This is a genomic window from Niabella hirudinis, from assembly GCF_051201075.1.
GTDB lineage: Bacteria > Bacteroidota > Bacteroidia > Chitinophagales > Chitinophagaceae > Niabella > Niabella hirudinis.
This window is the reverse complement of sequence record NZ_JBPEHJ010000013.1, coordinates 80,995-103,464: the sequence shown is the minus strand read 5'-3', so window position 1 is coordinate 103,464 and position 22,470 is coordinate 80,995. Positions and strand designations below refer to the sequence as shown.

Genomic DNA, 22,470 nt, shown 5'->3' with positions numbered 1-22,470 from the left:
CTCGTTAACATTTGAATCCTGTTAGCACCGAACATTCAACATTGAACGTTAAACCTGAAACAAAAATTTACGCCTGCGCCGTAGGGCCGCCAAAATTCACCGGCAATGCCACTTCATCCAGGTCTTTGATCACACCCTGTGTGGCCTCAAATTTCTCCACATTATCGATCAGCGCTTTCATAAAACGCTTGGCATGCTGGGGTGTAAAAACGATCCTCGATTTTACTTTGCTCTTGGGGGTACCCGGCATTACATTTACAAAGTCGATCACAAATTCGGCCATAGAATGGGTAATAATGGCCAGGTTTGCATAGGTGCCTTCCGCTACTTCCTCTGAAATCTCTATATTTAACTGGTTGGGTTGTTGATCATTCATTTTATCCGGGTTTGAAACGAAGGTAATAAAAAAGACGCCACCCCCAAAAAGCGGAGCGGCGTCTTCAACTATTTCGCTGGTTTTAGCGGCTTCCGCCTGCCCACCAAACGTTTTCTGTGTACACATAGCTGCCGTCTCCAAAGGCAGCCTTAATAGCCTGGTTGGCCGTTACATCAGAGTTTCCGTAAGTATAACGAAGCGGAAACTTATTCTGTGCATTCAGCGGGTTTGCCAGCCCGATAAAATCTGCCTGGCCCAGGGCCTTCAACCGGCGGTAATCATTAAAAGCCTCTGTTGATTCCCCGGACGCACCAAAAAATGCCAGGTATTTTTGTAATACCACTTCCTTCAGCGCATTCTGTGCAAAACGGGGCAAAACACTTGTGGTAAAGTAGTTATCAGCTACGCTCTCCGAAAGGTTCGGGGCTACCTTTACACCAAAACCCGCCCCACCTGACTCAATTGAATTTTGCAGGTTGGCAAAGGCTGCAACAATGGCATCATGAAGCGGTGCCGATGCTTCCAGATTGCGGTTTAGACGAACCAGGGCCTCTGCTTTCAGGAACAGCAGTTCATGATAACTCAATAACAGAGTTGGAGCCGTTGAAGCATAATCCACTACTGCAATCGGGTAGGTGTATTGCACCTGCTCTGCCTCACCATTTGGCACTCCGCTGGTGATTGCTGCATCATTCGTTAACAATTTGCCGGCATAGGTAACAAATAACTGGCTGCCTCTTGGATCATTCATATTTTTGAATTTCGTAGCAAGACTTTTACTTACGCCAAGCATATCTCTCGAATTGGAGATACCATAAAGCGGGTTGATGTTTGAAGACCCGTCATACATATCAAATTTCATCTCCTCTGAAGCATCCGCAAAAGACTTATCTACATAACCCAGAATTTTATTTAAGTCGCCATTTACATCTGTGGAAACCTTTAATGTGTGCATCAGGTACCGGGCTTTTAAGCCATATGCGGCCTTAGTCCACCGTTCAGCATCAGCACCATAAATCAGGTCCTGGCTGGGATTGCTTTCAATTCCTTCAATTATAGACCCGTCCGAACCTGCCAATTGCGTAATGGCTTCGTCCAGTAATTTTTGAATTTCCGTGTACAGGTCCGATTGTTTATCAATGGCGGGCTGCATGTATTTGGGAGTACCATCCTCATTCATAATACCGGTTTGCTGGTAAGGCACATCCCCGTACATGTCGGTTAAAACGCCCAGGTTATAAGCCAGCAGCACTTTTGCGATCCCCCCGGTAACTTCATTACCTTCTTCTGATCCGCCCTGTGATGTTTTGCTCACCACAATTTTGAGCGCCTTTATGTTATTGTACACCCCATCCCAGCTATTATTATAGGTGGTGGCGGAAGTAGGCTGTGTGATCCGGTTTTCGGATTGGTAGGCCTGGTTCCAAACCCCGCCTTCATGTTCCAGGTAAATGGATGCATATAAGGAAACATCGCCTCCTACTACACTAAACGCCGTAGCTGTCATTGCATCTGTCAAGACAAACCGTGCCGGTACATCCTGGGCATGATTCCGGTCCCTGTTCACTTCATCCATCGCCTTCTTGGAGCAGGAAGTCAAAAGGCAACCGACCACAGCGACCATGATGATATTAAAAATATTTATTTTTTTCATCTTCGTTGTTTTAAATTAGAGTTTAGTTAGAATTGCAGGTTCAGGCCAATACCAAAACTGGTGGTTTGGGGTAAGGTAAACCGTTCAAAAGCGCCTGCCATATTGGTATTCCCCTGGGTAGATTCCGGATCTAACTGCGGGTTATTCGTCCACAGCAGGATATTGCGGGCAAAGCCATTTACCGCTAACCCCAACCGGGCTTTCTTCAGCACCTGGTACCTTAACGCCAGTTCCCTTAACTTCACAAAGGAACTTCCATAGATGCTGCTTTCATCAATGGAGTTGAGCGTTTGATAATAGGTTTGTATATTATTATATCCTTCTATTTTAATATCACCAACGGTACCGTCTTCTTTTACAACATTCTTCAGTACCACCTCATTTTTCGCTCTTGCATCCCCCGTTAACTTGCTGGCCCCATAGTTATCCAGCAGGTTGGTGGTACCACTGTATTGCTGGCCGCCGTTTTTCCATTCCACCACAGATGTCAATGTGAGGTTTTTGTACCGGAGCCGGGTATTACCGCCCAGAATAAAATCAGGCGCAGCTACCCCAATCACGCCGTCTTCACCCACCAAAGGAATGCCATCCTCTCCATAGATGACCTGTCCCTTATCATTCCGCTTGAACTTGGTACCATAGATAACCGGGAATTTATCGCCAATACCCGCGCGTACCTGGGGCGTGGTAAACCCACCCAGGAAGATACTTTCCACTTCCGGAGCCAGCTCATCTACGTAGTTATCAATTTTTGAAAAGTTCACCCCAAGGCTCCATTCCAGATCGCTCTGCCGGATAATGTTTGCAGTAATCGTGGCTTCATGCGCATTAGTATGAATTTTACCGCCATTGGTCATGAAATTATTGGCACCTGTAGATCCTGCCAGTGGGATAGCAAAGATCTGGTCGTTTACATTCTGCCGGGAGTAGGTATAGTTCAGCTCAATTACATTGTGAAAGAAGTTCAGGTCTGCCCCTATTTCATAAGAATTGGTATTCTGAGGTTTCAGGTTAGGATCGTAAATGGTGGTGCTGGGAATATAGGCTTTAACCGAGCCTTCTCCAATAGGATAAAAAATGGGCGTACCGCTATAAAAACCGCCGCCATAGGATGGGATTGAATAATAATTAGGCAGGAAAGTTCCGGCCTGGCCAACCTGCGCAACGGAGAGGCGCAGTTTACCATAATTCAGCACATCGTTGCCTTTAAGCCCTGCCAGTTCGGTAAATACAAAGCCCAGCGAGGCAGACGGGTAAAAGAAATCCCTGTTTTTTGAAGGCATGGAAGATACCCGGTCATAACGGCCGGTTAATCCCAGGTACAGCATGTTCAGATACGACAATGAAAGGTTGGCAAAAGTACCAACAGTTCTGTATTTGGTAAATGTTGACGTGGCATCTTTAGTACCGGTATTGTCTATATGGTTCCACCCGCCAAAAGCAAAGTCCTGACCATATTGCGATTTATAATTCGTAACCTGGTTTACAAACTCATTTCCCACCAGGGCGTTTAGTTTGAAATCGTTGCTCAGGTCCCATTTCAGGTTCCCGGTTAATAATGAATTAAAGCCGGTGTTCGTAAAACTATACTGCGTAATATTAGACGCTCTGGATGGGGAGCCAAAGCCCCAGATGTCTTCATAATTGGTGGTATAAGCATCGGTTCCCAATTGATATTTTACATCCAGGGTTGTTTTGTCGTTAAACCTTGTATTATACATCACATAACCATTTCCAAAGAAACGGTTGGTTTGTTCCGTAAACGTATTGTTATTAACACCCCAGTAAGGGTTCACAAATGATCCGCCTCGGTAGCCAACCGGCGTATATAAATCACCTTCAGCATGGCTGGGAATACCCGCCAGATCGTAGCTTGCAGGAGCGGGGTAAATAGTTGCAATCAACCCGTCATTTGCAGAGGGTGCCTTTTTAATATTGGAGTTGACAAAATTACCGCTAAACCCGGCTTTAAAATGATCGGACAGTTTTGTTTCCGCCGCTAATTTGGCATTGTACCGGTCCATTCCGGTTTTTGGTACAATACCGGTTTGGTTGGTGGCGGCCAGGCTTAATGCATAAGAGCCCTGGTCCGTGGCGTTCACTACTCCAATAGAGTTATTAAAAGTAAGTCCTGTATTAAAAAACTCTTTTATGTTATCATAAACCGCGGGGGTTACCCAGGGGTCCAACCCTGCGCTGGCGCGCTGCGGCACGTAATACATCCCCGGATGTTTGCCATCGGCAGCGGTGTAGTCATTATCTGTTTCTCCACCATATTTAGGGTCCTTTGGCAGATCCTCAATCTTAGGTCCGTAAGAAGTAGAAGCAGTAGGGTTGAAAACACCTTTTGAGCCCTGTGCATAGGTCGTTTGCACGCTCGGGAACCGGGATATCCGGTCGAAACTCACGGTGGAGTTAAAGGTGATTTGCGGTCTTCCTTTTGCAGCGCCTTTTCCGCTTTTAGTGGTAATCAAAACCACACCATTAGATGCCCTGATACCGTAAAGCGCAGAAGCAGCCTGTCCTTTCAGTATTTCAACATTGGCAATATCATTAGGATCAATATCCACGCCCCTGTTTGCATAGTCGGTACCAGTAACACTATTGCCGGTGCCCAGGTCTGGCCCGGAGGAAATCGGCATCCCGTCTACTACATACAACGGAGAGTTGTCGCCTGTAAATGAGCGCGCGCCACGAATGGTGATCAGGGTGGAGGCGCCCGGCATACCGCTGGATGGTACAATGTCGACCCCGGAAACCTTACCCTGAAGGGCGCCGGCAAAGCTGGTATTGGCGGCTTCAACCAGCTGATCTGCTTTCAGCGATTGGGTAGCGTAGCCCAGTGCGCGCTTTTCTCTTGATACGCCCAGGGCCGTCACCACCACTTCACTGATTGTTTGGTCTTTTCCGCCCGCAAGCACAATGCTCATCGGGGTGGCTGTGGCCGTTATGGCCTGTTCCTCGAACCCTGCAGCAGAAATTTGCAGTTGGGCACCGGGCTTTGCATTGATGCTGAAGTTGCCCTCGGCATCTGCGGATACGGCGTTTTTTGTTCCTTTTTCAGAAACGGTCGCAAAGGGAATCGCATTTCCCGATTCGTCTTTAACGGTACCTGTCAGGGCCTTCGTTTGTGCAAAGGCCAGCATGGAACAGGTAATGAGTGCTAATAGCATTACAAGTTTTCTCATGGATTTTTTTTTGTTAATAGAATAAACTTTAGTCAATCATAGCGAGGTTGATACATCTTTACTTCTGCCGAAATAACTATGCAAAGTACAACGTTTTAACAAATTGTTGATATACCTTTAACCTTTACAAAACCCTAACAGTCGTTAATTAATAAGCGAAATAGTTGCATAGCTAACGTTTTTGTTTGATTTACAATAAATTGCATTTAGATAGCTATTATTTGAAAAAATCAAAAAATTGATTCAAATCAAGCAGTTTTTTTTGAAAAATCACAAAATAATAGCAAAATCAAATATAACGATGTAGTTGTCTGATGTATCCGATACAACAGGAAGTGTACTATTTTTATTTTTCATAGGATAAGGATGATGCCATTTTACGCCTCAAGCATATAGAATTCTAAGAAGCTGCTTGCCGGTGGCGCTTAAATTCCATTTTTTGACAGCATCCTAACATACATACAATATTTTTCAAAATAGTTGCTGGACATACCTCATAAAAAAACAGCCGCCCATCAATGACGGCGGCCGTTTTCAAATTCCAGGAAAGAATATCTATTTTTTTCTCAGTTTTAAAACATAATTCCCGTAGTCATCCTCTCCCGCTGTAAAATTAAGTCTCACACTAATGGTTTTATCGCAGGGAACAACTACATTAGAAGTTGAACTGACACTGGCAGCCGAGTATAGTGTGGCATCGAACACGCTGTATCCCCCTATCACCGTTTTAGCAACAGATGTTGCAAAGGTATTTGGGTTTACTACTATGGGCAAATCCTTGTGACTAAGATCGGTAGGATATGGGAAGTAAATAGTATTGCCACTTACCTTAAGTGTTACAACATCCCCAATAGCAAAATCCTTCCAATCATCCTGGACAATCACAAAATCGCCGGAAAAATCCGACATAACAAGCGGGCAAAATTTTTGCATTACTAAAGTATACGTGCTTGCACCACTAAAAGGAGTCACACCTGTTCCCCCTGTTATATTAAAAATCAATGTGTCCTTTCCCCGCGAAGTATATCCGGAAAAAAGCCCATCCACTTCGATAGAATCCACAGCACTGCCTGCAGGAATAACAACCGATCCATTTTTAACAATATTATACTGTTGTCCTGCTGTCGCTCCGGATGGAGAAGACACAGTATAGCTAATTGTCCGGTCTTCTGAAGTAACATTGGTAAGTCCAACCGGTATTTTAAATTTAGATGAAGGATCATTCCTAATGGCGTAAGTTCCTGATGCAGACAAAAATTCAGCCCTGGTAGTTGGCTTGTTTAGCTCGCTATTCCGTTTACAGGCAATTATCAAAACAACCGCCATACAAATAAAAGAAACAATTTTAGTTATACCTAACTTCATAATAAATTATTTTAGTCTATAAAGGATTTTGATCGGCAGCACTCAACGCCTCGTTTGCATCTATTTCGCTCTGTGGTATCTGCCAGCGCCATTTATTATTATTAGCTGGAATATTTAACATACTCCAGTGATTTCCATCACGCTCCAACGGATGTTGATAGCGTTTTAAATCAAAGTACATTACCCCGATTTCACCATACAGCTCCTTTCGCCGCTCAAGCAATATTTCATCAATAATATCATCCTTGGCCGTTGTAGCTGATTTTAATGCTGCAGGGTCTCTTTGCGATTGCAGAGCAAACAATTCATCCTTTGCCGGGTTTAGCTGTCCCGTTTGTGCCAATGCCTCCGCCTTTATAAGATGCATTTCTGCAGACCGCATCAATACATAATCACCAGACTGAGAAGCATTGTCCCGAAATTTAATAGTCACCCATCTTTTCCATGGTGAAGACGCACTTTGATCAGGTGCTCCTATAAAACAATTGCGCATATCCGTTGCACTGAATAGCGACACGAAACTGGAGTTCACATATATATCATTATACCTCGCTTTGAAAGAAGCATTAGGCGTATTAGTAGGCTCAATATAACCAAACCAACCTGCATACAGATGAGATTGAGATGCATTAAAGATCAGCCCCCACATCCACTCGTTATTTGAAACGCTATTAAAACCGCCTTTGTACCCATCTGTGTCCATTAAAGGGAAGCCGGTCATTGCCAAGTTCGCATTGTCGAGCGCTTTGGTCCAAAGTGTTTGGTCACTCATTGCCATCTCCTGGTACACTTCTGCTAAAATCCCTGCGGCTACATTTTTATTGATACGGTATTTGGATGACCGGGTTGTAGGCAGATTGGCTACTGCATAATCCAGATCTCCAACAATAGCAGCATATATTTCCTTAAGAGTTGCCAGAGGATTACCCGAGGTATTGGCATCGGTGGGTTCAAAATATAAGGGCACTGCTTTTGCATCGGGGTTCACTGCGTAACTAAACTGATAGGTCCGGCATAAATTAAAATAAGCATACGCTCTCAAAGCCTTTGCTTCGGCCATTAACTGATTCTTTACCGATTCTCCTTCAGGGACAGCAGATATATTCTTAATAATACTATTGGCATTGTTGATTACTTTAAAAAACAATTGCCAGGTTGTATTATTTCTGGCGGCAGTGGCTATCCTCCCATAGGTATTGTCTGTCCAGGCAGACTCATACAGCCACCAGTTTCCGGGGTCGGAGAATAAATCATTCCCATGCAGTTCAAATGTAAATTGCCAGGACTTTACTCCATACATATTTTGTCGTGCATCTGAACTCGAAAATTCACGAAGTAATCCATAGATACCGGTCAGCGCATTTTCAACGCCGGCTTTAGATCCAAAAATAACCGTAGGATCTAAAGAACCATCGGCAGGTTTTACTTCATTTAAAAAACTCTTCTTACAAGATGCAGCCGAAATAGCGATCAACAGCATCACTAAAACAACACGCCTTTTTGTTATTAAAAACATATTAATTCTTTTTTATAAAAAATTATAATTGAATATTCACACCGCCTGAAACCGTTTTATATATTGCAGAGGTATTATTTGTAACACCGCTTAAACCGGCTTCAGGATCCAATCCTTTACGTGCCGAAAAAGTAAAAGGGTTTTGCATATTTACAAAGAACCGGATGCCCTCAATTTTAGCACGCTCTAAAATCCTTTTGGGTATATTATACCCCAAAGTAATATTTCTCACCCGCGCATAACTTGCATCAAATAAGAAACGTGTTGAGACACTGGTAGCCTGATAGTCTGTAGCATCTGCCGTTAATTTGGGGGTTCTTCCATCTCCCGGATTAGAGGGGCTTTGCCACCTGTTAAGAATATCAGTTGTCCAGTTGGACCCGTAAGATAACCCAGTAGCGCTGTACATGAGTCCCGCATAGTCGCCATCATACACTTTCCCTCCATAACTTACCGAAATCAAGACCGATAAATCAAACCCTTTATAAGAGAAATTATTGGTAATACCTCCCGCCCAATCCGGCAGTGAACTTCCCTTATAATACCGGGTAGCCTCCGACCAGGTTTTAGTAGGAATTTTATCAGTAATGATTCCATCCTTGTCTTTTACGTCCTTATACCACATTGGCCTTCCATCTGCAGCATCTACACCTGCATACTCCCTGATATAAAAGTTATATAAGGACTCATCTACAATCAGGTTACTATAATTTGAACCCGGAACCGACTCCTGCGGTAATCTGGTTATCTTATTTTTGATCTTGGAAAAATTCAGGCTGGTTGTCCAGTTAAACCCTGATGGACTTGCGATATTCTTTGTTGTTAAATCAATTTCAATACCCGAGTTTTTAACCGCTCCTATGTTTGCGGTAACATTGTTGATCCCACTTGATGGAGGTAAGGGTTTATCAAAAATAAGGTCGTCTGAAATCCGGTTAAAATAGGTAACTGATCCGGAAATTCTATCCCGAAACAAACCAAAATCAAGGCCGATGTCCAATGTTTTTTGCTTTTCCCAAGTCAAATCACCATTCGTAACAGAAGACACAACGGAACCTGCATAATCGGCAAGGTTCCAATCGGCACTGTATAAACCTAAGTAAGGAAAGTAGCCTGAAGTGCTTTGGTTACCAGTAGTACCATAGCTAATCCTTAGTTTTAATTCATTAACACTGGGTGCGTTAAAAAAGGCTTCTTTATCGATGTTCCAGGAACCGCCTATAGAATAAAAGGCGCCCCATCTCACACTGTCGGCAAATCTTGTCGAAGCATCTGTTCGCGCGGAAAGCGACAGGTGGTACCGGTCTAATAAGTCATAATTTAATCTGCCAAAATAGCTTTCCATCCTGTTGTTATAGGCCGATGACGAAGCCGTTGCCGGATTGGCGCCATAGTCCAATTCAGTAACATTGGGGAAGGTAAATCCTCGTTTTTCAGCTATCACATTTTGTACACGGTATTTATATGCTTCCATCCCCGCAATGGCGTTGATATGATGGATTTCGGCGATCTTTTTATCGTAAGTCAGCGTATTTGTAAACGTCTGTGAGGTGGTAATATCCCTTTCCTTGTTGCTTCGGCCGCCATAAGCAGCGCCATCACCAAGGAATGGGTTATAATACTGATCTCCTGAATACACATAGTAGTCAACAGCATATTGGGTTCTAAACTTCAACCCACTAATAATCTGTGCTTCGCCATATCCTATAACAGATGTAATAAACCGGTCATAGGAAGTATTGTTTAATTTTAACGCCCCCAGCGCATTACTTCCCGTACCATAAGGCCTTTTTAATGGTCCGTTATTTCCGTAATCAAAAATTTTCTCCCCTTTGGCATCCAGCGTATATTGCCCGGTAGCAGGGTCTAGCAGATAAGCAGGAAATATGCTGGAGGTTCCTCTTATCCATCCAATTGCATTAGAATAAGAAGAGCCCCCCTGAGCTGGATAGGACTGTGTTGAATAGGACACACTTGTATTTACGCCTGTCGTTAACCAGCTGTTAATTTTACTATCCAGCTTTAATCTCGTATTATAACGTTTAAAGTTAGAAGTAACTACAAGTCCCTGATCATTGAGACTCTGTCCGGAAATATAAAACCGGTTTTTTTCATTGCCGCCCGATACTGAAAGATTAAAATCTTTTCGAAGACCGGTTTCAAGCAATTGCTTTGTCCAATCTTCATTCCAAAGCGTTTTGACACCACTCGCCAAGTTTCCATTAGCGTCTATCGGCTGTGCTACCCCAAAAGGATTATACACCAGTTTGCTCACAACCACTTTTGATGCATAATCTCCTGCAGAAGCAGCACCGATGCCTGAAACTAAGCCAGGATTGGCTAACGCCTCATTTTTGAGCGCCTCCCAGGTGAGGCGGTAAATTTGCTCAGCATTGACATAGTCATAATCGTGAACGGCTCTTGTCGATGATCCAACCAGCGCAGATGCCTGAATCTTGGTATTCCCTCGTCCCTGCTTTGTTGTAATCTGCAGTATCCCGTTAGCAGCCCTTGATCCATACAGGGCCGTTGATGATGCATCTTTTAAAACAGTGATGCTCTCTATATCTGAGGGATTAATACTATTCATATTTCCTCCGTAAGGAGCTCCGTCAAGCAAAATAAGGGGGTCCGATGAAGCATTCACGGATCCTATTCCCCTGATCCTTATTGTTGCATTTTGCCCAGGTTGGCCATTTGAATTTACTGCCAAAATGCCGCTTGCCTGGCCCTGTAATAAATTAGATACGGAACTAACCTGAAGATTCTTAATCGATTCCGATCCAATCGTAGAGGCCGTTCCTGTAAATGCCTTTTTCCGGGTGGAGCCATACGCCGTAATGATTATTTCCTCCGCCACTTGACTTTTGTCAGCTTTCAGCACAATATTCAGAGGGCCGTTTCCTTCCACTTTTAATTCAAGCGGTTCGAAACCTGTTGCAGAGACAACCAGATATGCCCCCTTTTTTACTTCAATTTGGAAATTACCTGAAACATCGGCAGCAACCGAATTGGTGGTTCCCCGTTCGTTAATTGTAGCAAAAGGAAGAGCTCCTCCTGATCCATCGGTAACCTGTCCCTTTACGGGCATTTTTTGCGAAAAAGCAATAGCAGAAAATGCCATAAGCATTGTCAAGAGCAATACAATTTTTCTCATGTACTTTTTTTTGTTAATCGATTTATTTAGTCAATTCTTTGAAGGTTACAGTTTCATTAAACAGTTGTTAGTCAAATAAGCATCGTCAACCCTCATAGCCCGCAAAATACATTTTTTTAACAGTTAATTTATTCTTTTTTAACCTTTCATTATAAAAATATTCTTTAAAATACCGACCGTTAGTTGCTTAAACAACCTTACAAATTGATTCTTATCAATTTATACAAAATCAAAAAAATTGAATATTATCAAAAAAATTGATCAAAATCAACCCGTATTTTGAAAATATGTCAACAAGTTTTTACCCCCGGCAGCCTTTTGCCCACCGGGATAAAATTTTTATCCCCGCTCCCAAACTTTATGTAGGTTTGCAGCCTATGCAACTACTGAACGGAAAAGAAACAGCAAAAGTGATCCTGGATACCCTTGAAATTGATGTGGCCCAACGCGCCGCTACGGGTAAAAAAGTGCCGCACCTGGCGGCCATCCTGGTGGGTAATAACGGCGCCAGCGAAACCTATGTAGCCTCTAAAGTGAAGGCCTGCAATGAAATTGGCTTTGTATCAACCCTCATCCACTTTGACGAAGACGTTACCGAACTTAAACTCCTGGAGAAAATAGAAGAACTCAATGAAGATATGGACGTTGACGGCATCCTGGTACAATTACCGCTGCCGGAACATATTTCAGAGAAAAAAGTGATTGAAACCATTGATCCTTCTAAAGATGTGGATGGGTTTCACCCGGTGAATATCGGCAAAATGACCCTGGGAGAAAAAGACGCCTACGTTTCCGCCACCCCTTATGGAATTATGCTGCTGCTGGAGCATCATAAGATCGAAACAAAGGGAAAACACGCCGTGGTGATTGGTAGAAGCCATATCGTTGGTCGCCCCATGAGCATCCTGCTGAGCAATAATACTAACCCCGGCAACTGCACCGTTACCCTTTGCCATTCAAAAACAACCAACCTCAGGGAAATTTGCCTGCAGGCAGATATTATTGTTGCCGCTATTGGCATCCCCGAATTTGTTAAAGCCGATATGGTAAAAGAAGGAGCGGTTGTAATTGATGTGGGTATTACCCGGATCAAAGACGCTACAAAAAAATCGGGCCACCGCCTGGTGGGTGATGTGGACTTTAAAAATGTAGCACCCAAAACAAGCTTTATTACACCGGTTCCGGGAGGCGTAGGCCCCATGACCATCGCAGCTTTAATGAAGAATACTTTTAAGGCCTGTGATGAGCGCAATTAAGGTTTAAAGTTCAAGGTTTCACGTTAGATCCGTTTTTATTCTCGATGGACTGTTCGCTGTTTCTTGTTTGAAGTTTGAGGTTCAATATTAACCGGGTCCTTCGTATATTAGTAGGTTTTGTCAGAAATCAGAAATCAGAAATCAGAAATCAGAAATCAAACATCAGACATCAAACATCAAACATCAGACATCAGACATCAGATACCGCCCCAGTAATATTTAACGGCACCTACCCGGTGATGGAACATTTTTATACCATCCAGGGCGAGGGCTACCACCAGGGCAAAGCGGCCTATTTTATCCGGCTGGGAGGATGCGATGTGGGATGCACCTGGTGCGATGTAAAGGAGAGCTGGCCGTTTGATGCTCATCCGCAATGGCCCTTAGCCAATATTGTTGAGGCTGTTAAAAAAACGCCGGCCCGCATGGCCGTGATCACCGGAGGCGAACCGTTGCTGCACCCGCTGCTGCCACTCACAACAGCGCTCCGCGAAAACGGGATTGCCACCAATATTGAAACATCCGGATCGGCTCCGTTGTCGGGCGAGTGGGACTGGATCTGCCTCTCTCCCAAAAAATTCAAACAACCTCTGCCCGGCATCCTGCCCATGGCCCATGAATTAAAAGTTATCGTTTATAATAAAACGGATTTTGCCTGGGGCGAAGAATTTGCAGCACAGGTATCGCCGGAATGCAAACTCTACCTGCAGCCGGAATGGAGCAAAGCCGCCCAAATGACGCCGCTTATTATTGACTATATTAAGGAACATCCCCAATGGGAACTGAGCTTGCAGATCCATAAGTATATTAATGTGCCTTGAGTTGCCAGCATTCAGATTCTATATTAATGCCACTGAAACGCGGAAACACAGATTCTTTTAATGCTACAACAATAGCCGGCCTGATACCGAACAACCTGAAGCTTTTAAACTTTAAACAATAACCTAAACACCCGTCCGGCCCAGGTATTCCTGCAATATAATGGTAGCCGCAATCTCGTCTACCAGGGCTTTGTTTCTGCGCTCCTTCTTTTTCAGCCCCATTTCCAGCATGGCATCCTTCGCCATTTTGGAGGTATACCGTTCATCGACCCCCTCAAGGGGAAGATCCGGAAAATGCTTTTTAATTTCTTTGATGGCTTTTTTTACCAGCGGCGTGGCATGCGTGTCTGTATCATCCCAGTTTTTGGGCTCACCGATGATGATTTTTTCCACCGGCTCCTGCAGAAAATATTTTTTCAGAAAAGGAATCAGCTCCCTCGAGTCGATAGTCGTTAGTCCCGTGGCAATAATCTGCATGGGGTCCGTTACTGCAATACCGGTACGCTTTAAACCATAATCGATAGCTATAATCCTGGACATTAAAATATAGAATAAGAAATGTAAAATTATGAATGAGAAAGCAGAATGGAGCGTCTATCTGTAACCTTAAAAACGGAACCTGAAAAACATATCAGCGATCACAAAAACAGCAAACACCACCGAAGCAATGCCATTGGCCGTCATAAAAGCGAGGTTCACCCGGCGCAGATCTCCGGGTTTTACAATACTATGCTGGTAAACCAGCATCCCCACAAACACCGCTACCCCACCCCAGTACAGCATTCCGAACCCGCCTCTAAAGGCTGCCGCAATAACAGCTACAGCGCTTAACAGGTGCAGGAATTCAGACACCCGGAGCGCCTTCCTGCCCCCCAGTACCGCGGGTATAGAATACAATTCATTAGAGCGGTCAAAGGTTTCATCCTGCAAAGCATAAATAATATCGAATCCGCTCACCCAAAAAAGAACAGCAAAGGAAAAAAGAACCGGGAGGGTATCAAACACTCCCGTAACCGCCAGGTAAGCGCCAATGGGGGCCAGCGATAATCCCAGGCCCAGCACCAGGTGGCACAAAGCCGTAAACCGTTTGGTATAACTGTATCCTAATACAACAAGCAATGCAACAGGCGATAAATAAAAACAAAGACTGTTGATAAAATAAGCAGCCACAATAAACAATACACTGTTCAATATGGTAAACCACAATACATTTTGGGCAGAGAGGGTTCCGGCAGGTATTTCCCGTACCGCCGTGCGCGGGTTTAGCGCGTCATACCTGCGATCCAGGTAACGGTTAAAGGACATAGCCGCATTACGGGCAAAAACCATACATAATAATACAAGGAGGAAGAGCCAGCCTTTTTCCCTGAAAAGATACAGGGATTTGTTCCACATGGTGGGTAGGATGCCGGTGGCATTGGGCGACTGATCGCTGATATCCATACTCCGGATGCCCAGGAAAAAACCGATAAATGCAAAAGGCATAGCAAAAATGGTGTGTGAAAACTTTACAAGACTCAGGTAATTCTTTGTAACAGACATTCGGCAAATGTAGGGTTCTTCAGGCAACCGGCAAGCAGGCTCTGTTTAGCTTTGAGCATAGGGAATTGAGAATTGAAAATCGGGGATCAGGAATCCTGCCCTAAACTCCAAGAGAACATCAGATCTAACCTTAAACTTTAAACGTGAAACACTCCCTAACCATTAGAAGAACACCAGGCACCAAAACGAAGCTAACGTTAAACTTTTATACGTACCAGCTCCCAAAGTACCACCCCCGCTGCTGTAGCAATATTAAGCGAATGCTTCATACCTAATTGCGGTATCTCCAGGCAGCCGTCGCACAATGCAATGGTTGCCTGCTCCACCCCGCTCACCTCGTTTCCAAAAACTACGGCAATTTTTGTTTGTCCATCCCATTGCAGCTGATGCAATTTCCTGCTTTGTGCTACCTGCTCTACCGCCCATACACTATAACCATCCAGTCGCAATGCGGCAATAGCATCTTCCGCATTGGCGAAATGCTGCCAGCTAACGGATTCCTCCGCTCCCAGGGCCGTTTTTTTCACTTCCTTATGGGGTGGTTTGGCAGAATAACCGGTGATATAGATAGCTTCAACTAAAAAGGCATCGCTGGTCCTGAAAACGCTGCCAACATTATAGGCACTGCGGATATTCTCCAGCACAACGATGATCGGCATCTTTTCAGATTCCCGGAACTCCGCTACCGATTTCCGCCCCAACTCATCCATACTCAACTTTCGCATGGCGCAAAAATAAACGGATAGCTGTTATTCTGCAATAAAAACCGCCCCGGAATGTCCGGGGCGGCCTGCAAATTATATACACTGCGGATCAGTTACCGCATATCCTCCCGTACCTGTTTCAGTTTGGACCCGGGCAAATGGATCTGAAAACCCAGGCTCAAACTGGGTGCAAAAGCCGCACTTTTATTACCAGCGCCGGTTATAAAATTGGCCTTGGCTAACAACTCAAGCGCCACGTTCTCGGTTACAAAATAAGCCAGTCCCGGCCCAATACCGCCTTCAAAGCCATTGGTGGAATTGCCGCCCCCGTTGGTTCCTCCTATTCCGGCATTGGCTTCCCCAAAAAAGCGGGTCTGTTTTACCAGGCTTACCTGATCTTCGCCAAAATAATACCGCGCCATGGGGCCTACAAAATAATTAAAAGATGGCCCCCGGCCCCTTCCGGCATCAACCCCAAAACGTACTTCTCCTCCTAATGCAACATTATCCTGTATAAACCATGCAGCCTTGGGCGACAGGTTAAACTTAAAACTTTTTTCTGTTGTGTTTCCACTTACATTGGCAATACTACCGCCGATAATGTAATAACCCTTCTGCGTCTGCGCCTGCGCAGCTAATGCCATCGTAGCAAACGCTACGGCTGAAAGCAATAATTTTTTCATAAACCTCTTATTTTGAGAACTAAGGTCCAACAATTATGCCACAACGGGTAAATGTGGTTGTAAATCAATCTGTTTATTGATAAACGCGGTTTATCCTATTTTTGCGCTCCATGGCAAAGGCTAAAAATAACAACCCGCAGGATACCCCGCTCATGCAGCAGCACAAGGCTATCAAACAAAAATACCCCGATGCTATACTGCTGTTTCGTGTGGGCGATTTTTATGAGACCTTTGGCCGGGATGCCGTTATCGCGTCCCAGGTGCTGGGTATCACCCTCACCAAAAGGAACAACGGAGCAGCAGCATCGCTGGACCTGGCGGGGTTTCCGCATCATTCGCTGGACACCTACCTGCACAAACTGGTAAAAGCCGGCTACCGCGTGGCGATCTGCGATCAGCTGGAAGATCCCAAACAGGCCAAGGGTATTGTTAAAAGAGGCGTTACGGAAATGCTGACCCCCGGTACAGCGGTTAACGACAAATTGCTGGAACATAACAGCAACAACTTCCTGGCAGGTATTCATTTTGCAGATAATGACCAGTTTGGCCTGGCCTTCCTGGACCTGTCTACCGGGGAGTTTTTTGTAGCCGAGGGCGACCGTGAGTATGCCGATAAGCTCCTGCAAAGCTTTCGCCCGGCCGAAGTTATTTTTCAGCGGCACCAGCAAAAGAAATACAAAGAATATTTTGGCAGTAAAACCTATATCTACACGCTGGACGAATGGATCTTTGATAAGAATTATACCGAGGATGTTTTATTGAAACACTTTCAGACGCATTCGCTGAAAGGATTTGGCATTGCCGCCCTGGAGAACGGCATCATTGCCGCCGGTGCCGTAATCCATTACCTCAAAGACACGGAACATCCCAACCTGCAGCATATCATCGCTATTGGCAGCATCCACAAAAACGAATTTTTATGGATGGATAAGTTCACCATCCGGAACCTGGAACTGGCCGGTGGATCTGCCGATAATCACACCCTGCTGAAGGTTCTTGACAATACGGTATCACCCATGGGCGCCCGCCTGCTGAAACGATGGATCATTTTTCCGTTGATTGACCTGCATAAAATAAATGAGCGGCTGGATGTGGTGGAAGTCCTGATCAAAGATCCGGAACTCCGGCAGGCGTTGATGCAATCCATCAAACTCTGTGGCGATATTGAACGGCTGGTAGCTAAAATTCCCACTAAAAAAATCAACCCGAGAGAAGTATTGCAGCTTGCCCGCGGTTTGCAACAGGTAGCGCTCATTAAACAGCTTTGCCTGGCCCAGACCAATCCTTATCTCCGGCGGATGGGCGATGCCCTAAATCCCTGCCCCGTTATTGCAGAAAAAATCTTCAGGAAAATCGTTGAGCTGCCTCCTGCTACCATCATCAGGGGCGGTGTCATCCAAAACGGCATCCTGCATGAGCTGGATGAGCTGCGTACCATTTCCAGGGATGGCAAGGCCTACCTTACACAACTTCAGGTAAAGGAGGCTGAGCAAACCGGCATCAGTTCCTTAAAAGTAGGATTCAACAATGTATTTGGCTACTACCTGGAAGTAACCAATGTACATAAGAACAAAGTACCCGAAAACTGGATCCGTAAACAGACGCTGGCCAACGCGGAGCGCTATATTACACCGGAACTAAAGGAATATGAAGAAAAGATCACAGGCGCCGAAGAAAAGATACTGCAGCACGAACTGCAATTGTACGACCAGCTGCTGAATGAACTGTCTGACTACCTGGCCCCCATCCAGGCCAATGGCAACCTCATCGCCGTTCTGGATTGTCTGGGCTGTTTTGCCCACAATGCCATTCACTACCAGTACAAAAAACCTACCCTGCACGAGGCAGCCACCTGGAGCATAAAGGAAGGCCGGCACCCGGTTATCGAGCGCAACCTGCCGGTTGGGGAAACCTATATACACAACGACCTGGAGCTGAATAAAACAGAACAGCAGATCATTATTCTTACAGGCCCCAACATGAGCGGTAAATCGGCGCTGCTGCGCCAGACGGCACTCATTACCCTGATGGCCCATATGGGAAGTTTTGTACCGGCCACGGAAGCGCAAATATCGCTGACCGATAAAATTTTTACCCGGGTAGGCGCCTCCGATAACCTCAGCGGGGGCGAAAGTACTTTTATGGTGGAGATGAACGAGACCGCCTCCATCATCAATAACATTACGGACAAAAGCATGGTGCTGCTGGACGAGATCGGCCGGGGCACTTCTACCTACGATGGAATCTCCATTGCCTGGAGTATCGCAGAATATCTGCATCAATCACCCCATCAGCCCAAAACCCTGTTTGCAACACACTATCACGAATTGAATGAACTGGAGGAAAAACTGGAGCGGGTAAAAAACTATCATGTCACCAATAAGGAGGTTGGCAATAAGATCATTTTTCTCCGCAAACTGGCCCGGGGCGGCAGTACGCATAGCTTCGGGATCCACGTAGCCAAAATGGCCGGCATGCCCCCCGCACTGATCCGGCGGGCCAATGAGATATTAAGCCAGCTGGAAAACAAACATGTAAACGAGGCAGATGAAGATCCGAGAACAATAAAAGAAAAGATCAAAGATGTAAATGCCCCCAAGTTTCAGCTTTCGATCTTTGATGCACACAGCGAAACCTTTGACCAGATCCGCAAAGCCCTGGCTGATATTGATATTAACCGGCTAACGCCTGTGGAAGCATTGTTGAAATTACAGGAAATCAAGGCGAAGATCCAATAATGGCGGGGTTGTTGCGTATAACTACCCCAATGCGTCTTTATTAAAAAGCTGCTGAACGATATGGATCATTTTTGCAAACAATTACACTTCATTTGGGGGCCGCTCCTTGCCTGCTGCCTTCTTTTTTCTTCCTGCCAAAAGGAAGACCTGAGACCGGGACCTGTCATTGACCCCATCGAGGGCCGCTTACTTTCTGCGGACACCCTCAGGTCCGGCAGCTTGCTGGGCCTGCATATTGGCACAGACCACCAAACGGTTTATGAAAAAATTAAACAGATTGCATTAGAAAAAAATATCGACATTCTTTGGGTCACGAACACCCAGTTTACGGGAATTGAAAAACTAAAAGGAAAACTGGGGTACTACGCGGATCTTCAGCTGAGCAACAAGTGGGCTCCTTCCGAATTCATATTATTCCAAATCGAAAACGACCGGATAAAAGCCATTTATAACCCGGAGGGCCGGCAGCTGGCGCGGTGGCCGCTGGGGCGGCAATACCGGTATACCATTTCTGTTGGGGATGCCACGGATGCCGCATACGGAAAAATGCTGCAACTTCAGTCAACCAAAAAATATAAAAATTATTTCTCGGCTATTTCCGCTTTTGCAAAGTTTATCAGCAAGCCTTACGACAGCCGGATGGCTGCTTCGTCTGAATGGTATTTAAATTACCGGCAGCCCGATCAAAAAACAATTACCAGGAATACCCTGCTTTTTAAAGGAGGTTTTTTGCAGGAAATACGGACGCTGGTGCAGGCAGCGCCTTAAGCACTGAGATTACTGACATTAAATTCCCGGCTCTGTCCATTTGAAAATCATCAAATTTCAAACAGGAATCAGGCATAGCTTGAAATCAAAGACCGGCGCTTCCTGTCTATCACAAAATTGAAAATCCAAAATCGAGAATCCAGAATCCAGGATCTGGTATCCAGGATCGAAAACCAGCCAAACTCTTTAGAATTATAAATCTTGCTGAAAACGCCGGGTTTGGATTTGGGAAAATGGAATCCGGCTGGATGCAATTTAGCAAGCGTAAGCCATTGATTGAACAAGGTATAAATTTTACCAGGATCGAGTTCATTTTTTCGCAGAAAGGTGGTCAGAAACCATTATTAAGCAAACGCCAGATAGAAATATTAGGGATGTTAAAAGAAGCTCCTTCTGTGAGCAGGAAATCATTAGCGGCGGCTTTTGAAATCAACGAATCGGCCATACAAAAACATTTGGATGCATTAAAAACAAAGAGGGTCATTGAACGGAAGGGTGCTTCCAGGGGAGGACAATGGGTTATTAAGGAACAATGAAACATTAAAAGCCTGTTTAAATTTTAAATAAGCTCTAAGTATTGCCTCCCCAGCAATTGAACTTTCTTGCCTTTTCTTTTGTTTCTTTGCCAATAGATACAAACAGGTTGCTTCAATACAAAACAAAAACAAACATTCGTTAATGAAACTGGATATACTCGCTATTGGCGTTCATCCCGATGATGTGGAACTGTGCTGCGCCGGAACCCTGCTCCGGGAAATACAATCCGGTAAAAGGGCTGGTATTATCGACCTTACGCAGGGGGAACTGGGCACCAGGGGTACAAAAGAGACCCGGCACCGGGAAGCAGCAGTTGCCGCAGAAATTATGGGGGTTGCCGTACGCGAAAACCTCAAAATGCGCGATGGTTTTTTCCGCAATGATGAGGAGCACCAGCTCCGGCTGATCAAAGTGATCCGGAAATACCGGCCTAACATTATACTGGGCAATGTATTAGAAGACCGGCATCCGGATCATGGCCGCGCCGGCCACCTGATCAACGATGCCTGCTTTTTATCCGGGCTATCAAAGATAGAAACGACCGGTGATGATGGTAAGCCGCAGGAAAAATGGCGTCCCTCCTATTTTTTTCAATATATGCAGGACTGGTATCATGAGCCCAATGTGCTGATCGATATTACCCAGGTAATCGACATCAAAATGAAAGCCATTGAGGCCTATGCAACCCAGTTTTACACAGGCCAGACAGACCCTAATGATCCTGAACCTCAAACTTATATCTCTACTCCCGGGTTCCGGGAGAGCATTCTGGCCCGGAGCCGGATGCTTGGGAAACGCATCGGGGTACAGTATGCGGAGGGGCTGCTGACCACAAAAGTGATCGGCATGGAAAATCTGTCATCTGTAATACTCAATGAAACCTGATAAAACGTTAAAATAAAAGAAAATATTTTACCATAATTTGCAACAGTGGGCTGACGCATTTTGATTACCTTTGCAGCCCAATATTAAATATATCTGACAATGGCTTTCCCAAAGTTTGCAACTCCTCCGCCTCCCTCATTTCATACGGTTTTAAAAAATCGGATACACGATTATTTTGAATCAAAAGGGGTGCGCAGTACCGGCAACTTACGGCTGTACTCCAAGGCCTTATTCCTGGTGGTTGGTTTTCTGGCTACTTATATTCACCTGGTGTTTTTTACACCTTCCACTACATGGGCCATTGTTGAATGTCTGCTGCTGGGTCTTTTTACCTCGGCTATCGGGTTTAACATCATGCATGACGGAGCCCATGGAAGCTTTAGCAGCAAACCCTGGGTAAATACCCTGGCGGCCTCCTCCTTAAACTTCCTTGGCGCCAATACTTTTATGTGGAAAATGAAACACAATGTGATTCACCATGCCTATACTAACATCGATGGTATTGATGACGACCTGGATGCCAAACCTTTTTTGAGGTTATGCGAAACTCAGAAATATTACAAGATGCACCGCTATCAGCATCTGTATTTCTGGGCGGCCTATTCCCTGCTGTATCTTTTCTGGATCTTTTTCTCTGATTATAAAAAATACTTTACCGGGAAAGTGGGTGATATCCCTTTAAAGAAAATGAAGGCAAAGGACCATATCACTTTTTGGGGATTTAAGCTTCTGCATATTTTTCTGTTTGTTGGATTCCCCATCTACATGCTGGGCTTAGAGGATTGGTTGATTGGCTTCCTTGTATATACGCTTTTTTCCGGATTTGTATTGAGCGTTGTTTTTCAGCTGGCCCATACGGTAGAACATACGCATTTCCCCATTGTTAATACCCAAAACAACAAGGTTGATGATGAGTGGGCTATTCATCAATTAAAAACCACCGCAAATTTTGCAACCCGCAACCGGTTGGCCTGCTGGTTTATGGGTGGCCTGAACTTCCAGGTAGAGCATCACCTGTTTCCGAAAATCTCCCATATCCACTATCCCCGGATCAATAAGATTATTAAGAATACCTGTGCCGAGTTCAAAGTAAACTATATCGAATACCCCCAGGTGCGTCATGCGTTTGTATCGCATGTGTCTTATCTGAAAGAACTGAGCAGGCCGGAAAGCGCGCATTAACGGTGGTGGCAAAAGATAAAATCAATATATTTGGCTGTACTAATGTTTGCCGTTATGAAAAAAGTTCAGTCAACGCTTATTTTATTTATCTTGTCAGT

At 44.9% G+C, this 22,470-nt stretch carries 17 protein-coding genes; 7 read left to right on the top strand and 10 right to left on the bottom strand.

Annotation, left to right across the window (positions count from 1 at the left end):
* Window positions 1-67 precede the first annotated feature (67 nt).
* The 6 genes from GGU45_RS19100 to GGU45_RS19075 form a co-directional block, all read right to left on the bottom strand.
* A complete protein-coding gene (locus GGU45_RS19100) occupies window positions 68-502 on the bottom strand; it encodes a DUF3467 domain-containing protein (RefSeq protein WP_435227488.1) in 435 nt (144 codons plus the stop codon).
* A complete protein-coding gene (locus GGU45_RS19095; RefSeq protein WP_435227486.1) occupies window positions 459-2,030 on the bottom strand; it encodes a SusD/RagB family nutrient-binding outer membrane lipoprotein in 1,572 nt (523 codons plus the stop codon). Before GGU45_RS19095 ends, GGU45_RS19100 begins: the two co-directional genes overlap by 44 nt.
* 26 nt (window positions 2,031-2,056) lie before the next feature.
* Window positions 2,057-5,218 carry a SusC/RagA family TonB-linked outer membrane protein gene (locus GGU45_RS19090; protein ID WP_435227484.1) on the bottom strand — a complete coding sequence of 1,054 codons (3,162 nt, stop codon included), beginning with the start codon at window positions 5,216-5,218 and terminating at the stop codon, window positions 2,057-2,059.
* Window positions 5,219-5,773: 555 nt separating this feature from the next.
* The gene (locus GGU45_RS19085) at window positions 5,774-6,583 is read right to left on the bottom strand and encodes a hypothetical protein (protein ID WP_435227482.1); all 810 of its coding nucleotides are present in this window, start codon (window positions 6,581-6,583) and stop codon (window positions 5,774-5,776) included.
* A gap of 16 nt (window positions 6,584-6,599) precedes the next feature.
* The gene (locus GGU45_RS19080; protein ID WP_435227480.1) at window positions 6,600-8,099 is read right to left on the bottom strand and encodes a RagB/SusD family nutrient uptake outer membrane protein; all 1,500 of its coding nucleotides are present in this window, start codon (window positions 8,097-8,099) and stop codon (window positions 6,600-6,602) included.
* Window positions 8,100-8,121: 22 nt separating this feature from the next.
* Window positions 8,122-11,256, bottom strand: coding sequence for a SusC/RagA family TonB-linked outer membrane protein (locus GGU45_RS19075; protein ID WP_435227478.1), 3,135 nt, complete (start codon window positions 11,254-11,256; stop codon window positions 8,122-8,124).
* A gap of 287 nt (window positions 11,257-11,543) precedes the next feature.
* Here GGU45_RS19075 and folD point away from each other — a divergent pair, with 287 nt between their 5' ends.
* Window positions 11,544-12,512 (top strand): bifunctional methylenetetrahydrofolate dehydrogenase/methenyltetrahydrofolate cyclohydrolase FolD, encoded by a 969-nt coding sequence (gene folD / locus GGU45_RS19070; protein ID WP_435227476.1) that lies wholly within the window; start codon window positions 11,544-11,546, stop codon window positions 12,510-12,512.
* 239 nt (window positions 12,513-12,751) lie between these two features.
* Window positions 12,752-13,333 carry a 7-carboxy-7-deazaguanine synthase QueE gene (locus tag GGU45_RS19065; RefSeq protein ID WP_435227474.1) on the top strand — a complete coding sequence of 194 codons (582 nt, stop codon included), beginning with the start codon at window positions 12,752-12,754 and terminating at the stop codon, window positions 13,331-13,333.
* 123 nt (window positions 13,334-13,456) lie between these two features.
* On the opposite strand, the gene ruvX is transcribed toward GGU45_RS19065, so the two are convergent.
* The 4 genes from ruvX to GGU45_RS19045 form a co-directional block, all read right to left on the bottom strand.
* Complete coding sequence (gene ruvX / locus GGU45_RS19060) at window positions 13,457-13,873, bottom strand: Holliday junction resolvase RuvX (RefSeq protein ID WP_435227472.1); 417 nt, start codon at window positions 13,871-13,873, stop codon at window positions 13,457-13,459.
* Window positions 13,874-13,939: 66 nt separating this feature from the next.
* Window positions 13,940-14,875: a UbiA-like polyprenyltransferase gene (locus GGU45_RS19055; RefSeq protein ID WP_435227470.1), complete on the bottom strand. Its 936-nt coding sequence runs from the start codon at window positions 14,873-14,875 to the stop codon at window positions 13,940-13,942.
* A 197-nt stretch (window positions 14,876-15,072) separates the two neighbouring features.
* Complete coding sequence (locus GGU45_RS19050) at window positions 15,073-15,600, bottom strand: RNA methyltransferase (RefSeq protein WP_435227468.1); 528 nt, start codon at window positions 15,598-15,600, stop codon at window positions 15,073-15,075.
* A gap of 92 nt (window positions 15,601-15,692) precedes the next feature.
* Window positions 15,693-16,262 carry a putative outer membrane beta-barrel protein gene (locus tag GGU45_RS19045; RefSeq protein ID WP_435227466.1) on the bottom strand — a complete coding sequence of 190 codons (570 nt, stop codon included), beginning with the start codon at window positions 16,260-16,262 and terminating at the stop codon, window positions 15,693-15,695.
* A 110-nt stretch (window positions 16,263-16,372) separates the two neighbouring features.
* On the opposite strand from GGU45_RS19045, the gene mutS reads away from it, so the two are divergent.
* The 5 genes from mutS to GGU45_RS19020 all read left to right on the top strand — a co-directional run bounded on the left by mutS (window position 16,373) and on the right by GGU45_RS19020 (window position 22,372).
* The gene (mutS, locus tag GGU45_RS19040) at window positions 16,373-19,000 is read left to right on the top strand and encodes a DNA mismatch repair protein MutS (RefSeq protein WP_435227464.1); all 2,628 of its coding nucleotides are present in this window, start codon (window positions 16,373-16,375) and stop codon (window positions 18,998-19,000) included.
* A 60-nt stretch (window positions 19,001-19,060) separates the two neighbouring features.
* Entirely contained in the window at window positions 19,061-19,768 is a 708-nt protein-coding gene (locus tag GGU45_RS19035; protein WP_435227462.1) for a hypothetical protein, read from the top strand.
* A gap of 248 nt (window positions 19,769-20,016) precedes the next feature.
* Complete coding sequence (locus tag GGU45_RS19030; protein ID WP_435227460.1) at window positions 20,017-20,304, top strand: HTH domain-containing protein; 288 nt, start codon at window positions 20,017-20,019, stop codon at window positions 20,302-20,304.
* Window positions 20,305-20,446: 142 nt separating this feature from the next.
* On the top strand, window positions 20,447-21,190 hold the full coding sequence (gene bshB1, locus GGU45_RS19025) for a bacillithiol biosynthesis deacetylase BshB1 (protein ID WP_435227458.1): 744 nt from the start codon (window positions 20,447-20,449) through the stop codon (window positions 21,188-21,190).
* 99 nt (window positions 21,191-21,289) lie between these two features.
* Window positions 21,290-22,372: a fatty acid desaturase family protein gene (locus tag GGU45_RS19020; protein WP_435227456.1), complete on the top strand. Its 1,083-nt coding sequence runs from the start codon at window positions 21,290-21,292 to the stop codon at window positions 22,370-22,372.
* The last annotated feature ends 98 nt before the right edge of the window (window positions 22,373-22,470 follow it).